Origin of the sequence: Candidatus Filomicrobium marinum (genome assembly GCF_000981545.1) — a bacterium.
In the GTDB taxonomy this organism is placed as follows: domain Bacteria; phylum Pseudomonadota; class Alphaproteobacteria; order Rhizobiales; family Hyphomicrobiaceae; genus Filomicrobium; species Filomicrobium insigne.
Genome location: NZ_LN829119.1, coordinates 1239106 through 1250148, shown reverse-complemented (window position 1 = coordinate 1250148; position 11043 = coordinate 1239106). Strand labels below are relative to the sequence as shown.

Annotated in this window: 8 protein-coding genes; 1 reads left to right on the top strand and 7 read right to left on the bottom strand. The window is 58.7% G+C overall.

Translation table 11 applies throughout. From position 1 onward, the window contains the following. Window positions 1-60: 60 nt before the first annotated feature. Window positions 61-627 (top strand): GcrA family cell cycle regulator, encoded by a 567-nt coding sequence (locus YBN1229_RS06045; protein WP_046480050.1) that lies wholly within the window; start codon window positions 61-63, stop codon window positions 625-627. A gap of 111 nt (window positions 628-738) precedes the next feature. Here the strand turns inward: YBN1229_RS06045 and YBN1229_RS06040 are convergent, their stop codons facing one another. The 7 genes from YBN1229_RS06040 to pstC form a co-directional block, all read right to left on the bottom strand. Further along, window positions 739-3942 (bottom strand): efflux RND transporter permease subunit, encoded by a 3204-nt coding sequence (locus YBN1229_RS06040; RefSeq protein ID WP_197540887.1) that lies wholly within the window; start codon window positions 3940-3942, stop codon window positions 739-741. Further along, the gene (locus tag YBN1229_RS06035) at window positions 3939-5435 is read right to left on the bottom strand and encodes an efflux RND transporter periplasmic adaptor subunit (protein WP_046480048.1); all 1497 of its coding nucleotides are present in this window, start codon (window positions 5433-5435) and stop codon (window positions 3939-3941) included. The genes YBN1229_RS06040 and YBN1229_RS06035 overlap by 4 nt, the downstream gene beginning before the upstream one ends. A 349-nt stretch (window positions 5436-5784) precedes the next feature. Next, window positions 5785-6495: a phosphate regulon transcriptional regulator PhoB gene (gene phoB / locus YBN1229_RS06030; protein WP_046477376.1), complete on the bottom strand. Its 711-nt coding sequence runs from the start codon at window positions 6493-6495 to the stop codon at window positions 5785-5787. Between the two features lie 26 nt (window positions 6496-6521). Further along, the gene (phoU, locus tag YBN1229_RS06025; protein ID WP_046477375.1) at window positions 6522-7265 is read right to left on the bottom strand and encodes a phosphate signaling complex protein PhoU; all 744 of its coding nucleotides are present in this window, start codon (window positions 7263-7265) and stop codon (window positions 6522-6524) included. Window positions 7266-7346: 81 nt separating this feature from the next. After that, entirely contained in the window at window positions 7347-8126 is a 780-nt protein-coding gene (pstB, locus tag YBN1229_RS06020; RefSeq protein WP_046480047.1) for a phosphate ABC transporter ATP-binding protein PstB, read from the bottom strand. Window positions 8127-8186: 60 nt separating this feature from the next. Next, window positions 8187-9440: a phosphate ABC transporter permease PstA gene (gene pstA / locus YBN1229_RS06015; RefSeq protein WP_244465056.1), complete on the bottom strand. Its 1254-nt coding sequence runs from the start codon at window positions 9438-9440 to the stop codon at window positions 8187-8189. Window positions 9441-9502: 62 nt separating this feature from the next. Continuing rightward, window positions 9503-10987: a phosphate ABC transporter permease subunit PstC gene (pstC, locus tag YBN1229_RS06010; RefSeq protein WP_046477374.1), complete on the bottom strand. Its 1485-nt coding sequence runs from the start codon at window positions 10985-10987 to the stop codon at window positions 9503-9505. Window positions 10988-11043: the final 56 nt, after the last annotated feature.

The following is an 11043-nucleotide window of genomic DNA, read 5'->3' as shown; positions in this document are numbered from 1 at the left end:
TTTCCGCGCCCCCTTCGGGTGGAGCGCGATTGTGATGTGATTCTCAAGGGAGCGACAAGCATGGCCTGGACCGACGAAAGAGTTGAGCTTCTTAAGAGGCTCTGGTCGGAGGGGTTGAGCGCAAGCCAGATCGCCGGACGTCTCGGCGGCGTAACGCGCAACGCAGTCATCGGCAAAGTGCATCGGCTGGGATTGTCCGGTCGGGCAACGACTTCGCGGATAAAGTCGCACCGCCCGCGACCCCGCCTGGCAAACGCTGCCAAGCGGCAGACCCGTCCGGCCCGTTTTCCGACCAATGGCAATCCTGCTGTCCGTGCACTTTATTCTCCGGACGCCGAGCCATTCACCCCAACCGTCGAAGAACTTGTAATTCCGATGGCTGAACGCAAAAGCATCCAGACACTGACTGGATCGTGCTGCCGTTGGCCAATCGGCGATCCGCAAACGGCTGAGTTCCATTTCTGCGGGAAGGATAAAGTTCCTGGTCTTCCGTACTGCGAACACCACGCCCGGCGTGCGTTCCAGCCGCCGCAACCGCGGCGTCGCGAGCGCGAGCAGGTCGAAACAGTTCGTGTTGCCTTGGCGCGCAATGAAGCCCGCAATGAAACGGAAACGACTGACGCCTGATTTTGTTTAGAGGGAATTTTGCCAGCACCTCTCAGTGGGCGCTAGGCAGCGGGGGAAGGTTGGTTGCCTACGGGCAACCAACCTTTTTTATTCAAGGATCGGCCGCATCGCTCAGCTGGCGACCCGCGCCAAGCGTGCTCCGCTGCGCGCCCGGCGGCGAACCTTTGCATAGCGCCGGAAGCTCTTGAGGCTCATGCCGATATCATGCTGTATCGCCAGCATGGACGGCGTGACGAGCAGCACGAGCAACATGCCGAAGCCAAGCCCATAGCCGAGTGACAGCACCGTCGGCTTCAAGAACAAGGCTTGCCGGCTTGTTTCAAACGCCAGCGGAGCCAAACCGCCAACAGTTGTTGCCGTTGTCAGGAAGATCGCCCGCAAGCGGTCGCACGTGCCGTCGACGATTGCACTCGTCATGTCCTGGCGCGTGGCACGCTCATCAACAGTCGTTACGAGTACGATGGAGTCATTGATGATGATACCCGCCATCCCGATCAAGCCAACGACCGAAAACATGCTCATCGGGACATCGTGCAGCCAGTGCCCCCAAATCGCGCCAATAAGGCCGAACGGAATAACGAGCATTATGGTAGCGGGACGTGTCCAGGACCCGTTCACCCAGGCCAACACGGCGTAAACTCCCACCATCGCCAGGAGGAAACCGGTCAAAGCCTCGGTGAAGAACTCTCCCTCCTGCTCGGCTAGCCCTCCCATGGACCACTCCACACCGAACTGGCCCGCGATCCCGGGAAGGATTTCATCCCGCAAAGCTCTCATGACTTCTTCCGCGGCGACGGCATCATCAGGGAGATCACCGGAGACGGTTACGCGACGCAAACCGTTCTCGCGGCGGATTGATGAGAAGCCATGCAATTCCGTGATCGTGGCGATCTCATTGATCGGAGCAAAACCGCCATCGGGGATGGGCAAAAAGGCTTGATGCAAGAAATCTCGGCCTGTGTCGGCGTCGGACAGCCGAACCCTGGCTATAATCTCGCGCGATCCGCGTGCCAGCGTGACGGCCTCGATACCGTCGAGGCGTTCGCGCAATGCCCGGGCCACCGTCTCTGTGGTGAAGCCCAATGCTTCGCCTTTCGGCGTCAAGGTCACGACGAGTTCTGGCTTATCATATGCCAGATCGTCTTCGACGCCGGTGGCTGCAGGGAATCTCGCGAGGCTGGCCTTCAGCGCTTCTGCGGCTGATTTCAAGACGTTTTCATCAGATCCAGCGAGAAGGACGCTGATGTCATCGCCGCCCGGCCCGGATCGGTCCCCGCGTAAAGCGAGTGTCTCCAAGAATGGTGTCGGGCGGACTTCCGCTTCCCAGTCGGCAATAAACTGAGCGGCGGAATAAGGACGCAGATCCGGATCAATCAGCTCGATATCGTAGCCGGCCAACTGATCGGGTTCCTTCGTGTCCGCCCCCTTCAAGCCGCGCCCGGTATTCCCGCCGAGTTTAGCGAGCGCCATTTTCACGGGAGCCGTGCCGTACTCCTTCTCATAGCGGTCATTCACCGCCTTCAACGCTCGGTCCAGTTCGGCAATCATCGCCCGGGTGTCGGCGCGGGTGGCCCCTTCCGTCATCGCGAGGTTGGCGCGCACGGTCGGGCGCTCCGGCGATGAGAAAAAGCGCCAGGTCACTGTACGATCCATCAGCGCCGTCACCGAGAAAGCCAGCAGAAGGACGGCAGCGGCGACGACGGGATAACGCAACGTCATCACGATACGCATCAATGGCCGGAATACGCGTTCGAGAAACCATGCAAAGCCCCGGTTTACGTATTCGCTCGGCAGGTCGATGAAAGAGCGCTGACCTGTATGCATCAAGGCGTGCCGCATGTGAGCTGGCAGGATCAGGAACGACTCCATCAGGCTTGCCAGCAGAACGACCGCAACGGTGAACGGCATATCCGAGAGCATGCGGCCAAAGCGTCCCCCGATCAGGGAGAGCACACCGAAAGCGATGACGGTCGTGATCGCAGCTGAGAACACCGGCGCGAGCATGCGTTCTGCCGCCGTTGTGGCAGCCACCGCAGGCGAGAGCCCCTTACGTGCGAGGTGGTCGGAGTGCTCGCCGATAATGATGGCGTCGTCGACAACGATGCCGAGGCAGATGATCAACGCAAACAGCGAGATCATGTTGAAGGTGAAGCCGAAGGCGTACATCAGGCCCACGGTTGCCGCCATCGCGACGGGGATGCCCGCGGCCACCCACACCGCCGTGCGGGCGTTGAGGAACAGGAATAGCAATACGACAACGATGGCCAGGCCGGTGATGCCGTTGTCAATCAGCAGGTCAAGACGGTCGATGATTTGTTGCGCCCGCGGATGTGCGAGGAAGACCTTTACGCCCTCCGGAAGCGTCGGTTGAAATTCTGCGATCGCGGCTTCCACTTGACGCTGCATGCGGATGGCATCGCCGTTGGCATCGCGACTGATGTCCAGCACCACGGCAGGGACACCCTGGTGATACATGGCGATTTCGCGATCAAGACCTTCTTCGATAATGTTCGCAATGTCGGCAACGCGGAGTTTCGTGCCATCGGGCAACGACCGCACCGCGACGGCGCCGACCGCAGAGGCCGTCAATTCCTGTGCGGCTGTGCGTATCCGTGCAGCACCTTTGTGGATTTCTCCAACGGGCTGCGTCCCGGTCTCAGATTTGATGGCGTTCGCAACCGTTTGAAGGGTGATGCCATAACGCTCGAGCGCTTCCGGGCGAACGTCGATACGGATTTCAGGGTCCGATATCCCGTCGATCTCCGTGTTGGTAATTCCCAGTTGGAACAATCGCGTCTTGAGCTGTTCGGCGTAACGCTCAAGCAATCCGATGCCAACGTCGCCAGAAATTACGACGTCGGTGACCGTGTCATGCCAACGCTTGCGCTTGATGACCGGTTCTTCGGCGTCTTCAGGCAGGTCGCGCACTTCGTCGACAGCCGCTTTCACCTCGTCCATGGCGGTTGCCATGTCCCAACCGGGCTGGAATTCGAGCGTGAATGATGCTGCGCCTTCTCGCGCGACGGCCTTTGCAGTTTTGACGCCTTCAATGGCCCGCAATTTCGGCTCGACGCGCGCGACAATCGCGTCATCCATTTCCTTGGGACCGACGCCGCGCCAAACGATGCTTACGGTCGCGGTCTCAATGGCGATATCGGGGAAGAACTGCGCACGGATACGGAGCCCAGCCACGACGCCACAGACAACAATAAGCGTCAGGAGAAGGTTCGCCGCTGTGCGGTGCCGTACGAAGTATCCAATAAAGCCGGTGTTGCTCATGCCGCCGCGATCGTGAGGTGCATTGTGCGCGCTCATGAGCGGCTCTCCCGACGCTGGAGTTGCCGCTGCAGGCGATCAACCAGGTCCTTCGGCGCGGTGGCGTTGGACAGTGCCTCAATTGTTTCCTTGCGACGCTGTTCCGACATGCGCGTGGAGCTGCGGACATGCTTGATCAGGGCGACGCGTTGCTCTTCGCTCAGTGCGACCAGGTTGTCGGGCTGAGGTAGGGCCGCGATCGGATCTGAGCTGCCGTCCTTCGGTTGCCGTCTTGGTGGCTTCACTTTGATGCCGGGACCAAGATAGGGCATGCGTGTGATCACGTAGCTCTTATCCGCTGGAAAGCCGCTGATGATGAGACCGTCCGATTGACGGCGTTTAATGTCGACCTTGACCTCTGCGAGGCGATCACCCTCGATAATAAGCATGCGCCCATCTTCAGTGGCAGCGGAGTGAGGAACCAGAGCAACGTTCTGTAGCCTTGGCTCAAAAACCTCGACGGTGACGAAGTCACCTGGACGCAACGCCGACAATGCGACGCCCTTCAAGCGCGCGAACACAGTCCTCCCGCCCTGATTGATGTCAACGACGGCAGCAGGCCGATCGAGAACGCCCTCAACTTCGACCGTATAGCCTTGCAGATCCAGACGTGCCTTGATGGGCTGGCGGAGGATCCTATCTGGCGCGTTCGGATCAATTAAGCGCGCAAATTCGCTGTTGCGCACGCGGAAAGAAACCTCCAGAGCGGTGGGATCAATAAGGTCGGCTAGCTTTTCGTTTTGCGAGACGCGGCGGCCGAGGGTGGCTGCGACCGATGTCAAACGGCCGGCAAAGGGTGCGCGGTAGCTTGTGTCACGCAGCGCGCGTTCGGCATCCTTCAATGCGATGCCAGCGCGCTCGAGGTTCTTTTGTGCGCGATCATTGAGAGCTTCACCCGCTACGATTGCCTGCGTCTTCGCCGCGAGCGACTGTTCAGCGGATGAGACCGCCATTGTCGACTCGTCCAGCGTGGCGGCTGTTACGATATCTTTCTTATGGAGTTGCTGCTTGCGCTCTAAATCCGCTTTCCGAACGTCAAGTTGAGTGCGGGCGAGATTTTCGTCGGCTCGCAGGTAGCTTAAAGCGGCCTCGGCTTCGGCGAGTTCGGAGCGCGCCTGCATAAGGGCAGCCTCGGCGTCGGTGACGCGCCGTTGCGCCGTATCGGGGTCAATGTGGAACAACAATTCACCTGCCTCGACTGCGCGACCGTCGCGGAAATTGTCAGCGATCTCAGTGATTGGCCCGGACGCAGCGGCCCGGATTTCCAGCGTCTCCCACGCGTGAATCTGGCCGTATGCAGTAATGACTGGCGTTAAATCTTGCGCTTCGAATTGACCGCCTTGCACGGAAAACTCGCGCTCTCGGGCTTGCATTTTGCGGCCTGACTTCTCGGCCGTCATCACTGAATGCACACGCCACCCCGCGACCCCCAATAGTCCCAAGGTAACGGCGACGATCATAAGCCCCGAAATTGCGCGGGTTATCAGCCGCATTTCCTTCCCCTCCATCACTTTCGCTCTGCTTAACGTCAGAGGTATGGTGATTTCCGTCGCTGGCGCAGAATTTCCGACTTATGACCAGCGTCCCGAACGAACAAAAAGTGCGCTTCATGGTTACCGGCGACGATCATGGAGGAGAAAAATGGCAGAGATCGACTGAACCCGCATGCAATATGGTGTTCATTGGGCATTCAGGCGGAAAAGAAGCTTGCTGATTGCCGCTAATAAACGGCTTTAGACGCCGGGCGCACCTGCCCTGGGCATTGAAATTAAAAAGCAATCAATAATGTGCCACACGGGAGCCCGCATCATCCTGATGCTGGTCCCGCGTTGCAATCTTTCGTCAAAAGTGAAACTGGCGATTGGTTGTGCGCTCACCGAACACGTATCCAGCGCCGCGCACCGTGCGAATAGGGTCGCGCTCTTTGCCGCGGATTAACGCTTTGCGCAATCTTCCGATGTGGACGTCAACGGTCCGCTCATCGACGAAGGCGTTGCGCCCCCAGACGCCATCCAGCAATTGCGAACGGGAGAGGACGCGCCCGGGACTTTCCATAAGAAATTCGAGGAGGCGAAATTCCGTCGGCCCCAAGCGAACTTCCCGAAGACCGCGAGACACCTTGTGGGCGGCACGGTCGAGTTCGACCTCGGCTACGCGGAGAACCTCGGCCGTCCGTTCCGGTGCAGCCCGCCGCAGAATGGCCTTCACGCGTGCCATCAGTTCAGGAAGCGAGAAGGGCTTGACCACGTAGTCGTCGGCGCCGGTAGAGAGACCACGAATGCGGTCAGCTTCCTCGCCGCGCGCGGTCAGCATGACGATGGGGACGTTACGCGTCTCGGCTTTGGACCGCATCCGACGGCACAACTCAATGCCTGACACTGACGGTAGCATCCAATCCAGAACCATGAGATCGGGCAGTTCCTCAGAGACCATAATCTCTGCTTCCTCACCGGTTTCGGCGTGGCTGACCCGATAGCCCTCGGCTTCCAAATTGTAACGGAGGAGTTCAGCAAGCGGAAGTTCGTCTTCTATGATCAAGACCTTAGCTGACATGATCCAATTTTCCGGTCATTGAGCGATTAGGTATGCGACCCGTTTACTGCACCCTGACTCGTGATCAGCGTCGTACTGGTGTCGTCACTCTTCGGCCTATCGTCGGATATGGCCTCGCCGCTGACCAAGAATTGGATGGTCTCAGCGATATTGGTTGTGTGATCTCCAACGCGCTCAATGTTCTTAGCGCCAAACAGAAGATGCGTGGAAATCCCGATGTTGCGCGGATCCTCCATCATGTAGGTGAGGAGTTCTCGGAACAAAGAGTTGTAGACAGCATCGAGTTTCTCATCATCGCGCCAGACCGCAAGCGCGCGCTCAGCATCGCGCTCCGCGTAGGCATCGAGAACGTCGTTAAGCTGGCTGAGCGCGAGTTCCACCATATGACGCAGCCCCGTGATCAACGGCTTGGGATGGGGCTGACTGGCGATGGCGTGCGCGCGCTTTGCAATGTTCTTCCCGAGATCGCCAATGCGTTCGAGATCGCTCGCGATACGCATGGCCCCGAGGATATGGCGGAGTTCCCCAGCGCTCGGTTGACGCCGGGAGATCATCGCGACGACTTTCGCCTCGATGCCCCGCTCGAGGGCGTCGATCTGCCGATCGGTTTCGACCACCTTCTCGGCGAGATGCGGGTCACGCCGCTCCAACGCATCGAAGGCAAGGCCGAGGACGTGCTCAGCCAAGCCACCCATCTGGGCTATCGATTTGTCGAGGAGGGCAAGCTCCTCTTCGTAAGATTTCACGGTTTGCGATGAATCGCCGACCATGATCGCTCTTCTCCTTTTGGCAAACCACCCCCCTGGGGTCTCGCCGCCAATATCGCGGGTCAGTTCCCGGCCAGTTTAGGCTTAGCCGAAGCGTCCCATGATATAATCCTGAGTCCGCTTGTCCTGCGGGTTTTCAAAGATCTGCTCTGTATCGCCCACTTCCACGAGATAACCGATGTGGAAGAACGCCGTCTTCTGCGAGACGCGACGCGCCTGCTGCATGGAGTGCGTCACGATTACGATCGTGTAGTTCTGGCGCAGTTCATGGATCAGTTCTTCAACCTTCGCTGTTGCGATCGGGTCGAGTGCCGAACAGGGTTCGTCCATGAGGATAACGTCTGGGGTCGTGGCGATGGCGCGAGCAATGCAGAGACGCTGCTGCTGGCCGCCCGAGAGACCCGTACCGGGCTCATGGACGCGATCTTTGACTTCTTTCCAGAGACCCGCCTTTTCAAGGCTCGTTTCAACGATCTCTTCGAGGTGGGTTTTGTCGCGAACGAGGCCGTGAATGCGCGGCCCATACGCAATGTTGTCGAAGATCGACTTGGGGAATGGATTCGGTTTCTGGAAGACCATGCCAACGCGGGCGCGCAACTCCACGACGTCGAGATCGCGATCGTAGATGTCCTGCTCATCGAGTTCGATCTTACCAGTTACCCGGCAGATCGGGATCGTGTCGTTCATGCGGTTTAAGCAGCGCAGGAACGTTGACTTACCGCAGCCCGAGGGGCCAATCAGCGCCGTCACGGAGTTGCGCGGAACGTCGAGGTTTACATCAAACAGAGCCTGCTTGGCACCGTAGAAAACGCAAACATCACGCGCCGTGACCTTTGGAGCTTCGCCGTTGGCGACGCCGCTCATAGGTGCGGTTTCCGCCGTTGCGCTGGTTGCAATCTGTTCCATATCAGCCGCCAATCTCAATTACCATTTCCGTTCGAATTTGCGCCGCAGGTAGACGGCCGCTGCGTTCATCACGAAGAGGAACATCAGCAGGACAATCGTCGCGCCCATCGTTCGCTCGACGAACCCGCGCTCGGCGGAACTCGCCCACATGTAAATCTGCACCGGCAAAGCCGTCGCCGGGTCCAAGGGCGTTGTCGGATAGTCGACAACGAACGCCACGAGGCCGATCATCAGAAGCGGTGCAGTCTCACCAAGCGCTTGAACAAGACCGATGATGGTTCCCGTTAGAATACCGGGAAGCGCCAACGGCAGTACGTGGTGGAACAAGGTCTGCATCTTCGACGCGCCAACACCTAGCGCAGCCTCCCGGATCGATGGCGGCACAGCGCGAATAGCGGCGCGCGTCGCAATGATCACGGTCGGCAGTGTCATGAGCGATAGCACGAGACCTCCGACCAGGGAAGCTGATCGTGGCAGGCCCATAAAGTTAATAAAAACCGCCAATCCGAGCAGGCCAAACACGATGGACGGGACCGCAGCGAGGTTGTTGATATTAACCTCGATGATGTCGGTAAACGTGTTCTTTGGCGCGAATTCTTCCAGGTAGGCTGCGGCCGCTACACCGATGGGAACCGCAACGAGTGCCACAATCAGCATCATGAAGAATGAGCCGATAAGCGCGACGGCGAGGCCGGCGGTTTCCGGCTGGCTAGATGCGCCATAAGTGAAGAGGCCTGTATTGAACTGCTTCTCCAGGCGCCCTTCGGCTATAAGCTTGTCGATCCACGCCAACTGCTTGTTGTTGAGCTGGCGACGCTCCTCGGGGGTGTTGCGATCGATCGAGCCCTTGATAAGGGCATCCACCTCACCGTTGGCGAGAACCCAGACGGGCACGGTCTGACCGATCACGCTGCGATCCGATTCGATCTTGCTGCGGATCTGCACATCAACGCCGCGAGACAGCAGACCGCGCAAATCTCGCTTCTCTGGGCGTGTGGGACTTTCCAGACCGAGCGTACTCTGAAGGGCGTCGCGCGCCATCTTCGTGTAGTCGGCTACACGGATCGACTGTTCAGTAATTTGGCCATCTGCGTCCTGAAAGTCCGCCTCGTTGAGCGCGACATCCAGCTTAATGTTCGTTTGCAGGAATGCCGTCCAGCCTTGAGAGATAATCGAGTAGAAGAGCACCACGAGAAAGAAGAGCGCTATGCCCAAAGCACCGAGCCCGTATGCCTTGAACCGCCATTCCGCTGCGTAGCGGCGCTTGAGCATAGCCGGATCATTGAGCTTACGACCGTCGGCGGCCGCGTGCAGGGTATCCTGTGTCGTCGCCATTATTCGTACTGCTCCCGATATTTGCGCACGATATAGAGCGCGTAGACGTTAAGGGCGAGCGTGATCACGAACAACGTCAGGCCGAGTGCGAACGCAACCAGCGTTTGCGGGCTGTTGAACTCAAGGTCACCGGTCAACTGACTGACGATCTTGACGGTGATTGTGGTCACCGACTCGAACGGGTTGAGCGTGAGGTTCGCCGCGATACCAGCGGCAAGCACGACGATCATCGTCTCGCCGATGGCGCGGGACGCCGCCAAGAGGACCGCACCCACAATACCTGGCAAAGCAGCAGGCAGGACGACCTTGCGGATCGTTTCCGATTTCGTCGCGCCAAGGCCGTATGATCCTTCGCGCAGCGACTGTGGCACTGCGGAAATAATATCGTCGGACAGCGACGAGACGAAGGGGATGATCATGATCCCCATCACGATGCCCGCCGTCAGCACACTCGAAGCGGCAATATCCAGACCCACCATGGCGCCTGTGTCGCGTAGGAACGGTCCGAACGTGATCAATGCGAACAGGCCATAGACGATGGTGGGGATGCCAGCGAGGATCTCAAGCAGCGGTTTGGCAAAGCCACGGGACTTCGGTCCGGCGTATTCCGACATGTAGATCGCCGAATACAGCCCAATGGGAACCGCCACGGCCAGAGCCACAAAGGAGATGAAGAGCGTGCCCCACAGCAAGGGCAGAAGGCCGAATTGACCGCTGGCACCACCTTCGCGACCTGCGGACGTAAAGCGTGGGTCCCAGACAGTTCCGAAGAAGAAGTCGAAAGTGGGGACAGATTGGAAGAAGTGGATCGTTTCAAAGAGCACCGAGAACACGATCCCAACAGTCGTCAGAATCGCGACCGTCGAGGCTCCGATAAGGGCCGCGAGAACCACCCTTTCAACTGTGTTTCGGGCCCGCAGGCGTGGCCTAATTTGCGTGAAGCCGTAGACAAATCCAGCCAATGCGGCGAGTGCGGCGAGGCCAGTGATCAACCAGCTGCTCGTATGTCTGTAGATGACCTCGTCGTAGGCCGCAGAGATTATGTAGGGTTCAGGCTCCGCCCCCAGAATCACGCCTTTTTCCTGCAGTAGGCGTTGCGCCTCTAACATGGGCGTAAACCCGAGGCGGGCATTTTCTATGGTTTTGAATTCACTCTGAGACAGTTTTGGCAGGCCTTCGGCGACGGAATTAATGCGGCCCAATGTCAGCGACATCAGTGCATCGTTCTCTACCCCGGTAGCGTGCGCCGGCAATGAGGTCTCGACCAAGTGGCGGATGACTGGCTGCTCTGCGGCAGCCCATATGATCGTTAAGAAAAGTGCGGGAAGAACGGTCCAGATCGCAAGGTAGGAACCATAATAGCCGGTCCGCGAATGCAATTTCGCGACATCACCGCCTGTAGAAGCGCGGCACCGGACGATACCGACGATGTAAGCAAGGGCTGCTGCTATCAGCAATCCGAGTAGGATCATCGAGGTAGACACACGACCCCCTGTGCAAAATATGCCTTCGCCATCGTTTTCACTTTTCCCATTCGGGT

Coding starts and splice junctions, on each gene's coding strand:
- pstA (WP_244465056.1), bottom strand. CDS start 9,440: ATGCTCAAGCGCCGCTACGCAGCGGAATGGCGGTTCAAGGCATACGGG.
- YBN1229_RS06045 (WP_046480050.1), top strand. CDS start 61: ATGGCCTGGACCGACGAAAGAGTTGAGCTTCTTAAGAGGCTCTGGTCG.
- YBN1229_RS06040 (WP_197540887.1), bottom strand. CDS start 3,942: ATGAGCGCGCACAATGCACCTCACGATCGCGGCGGCATGAGCAACACC.
- pstB (WP_046480047.1), bottom strand. CDS start 8,126: ATGAGCGGCGTCGCCAACGGCGAAGCTCCAAAGGTCACGGCGCGTGAT.
- phoB (WP_046477376.1), bottom strand. CDS start 6,495: ATGTCAGCTAAGGTCTTGATCATAGAAGACGAACTTCCGCTTGCTGAA.
- YBN1229_RS06035 (WP_046480048.1), bottom strand. CDS start 5,435: ATGCGGCTGATAACCCGCGCAATTTCGGGGCTTATGATCGTCGCCGTT.
- phoU (WP_046477375.1), bottom strand. CDS start 7,265: ATGGTCGGCGATTCATCGCAAACCGTGAAATCTTACGAAGAGGAGCTT.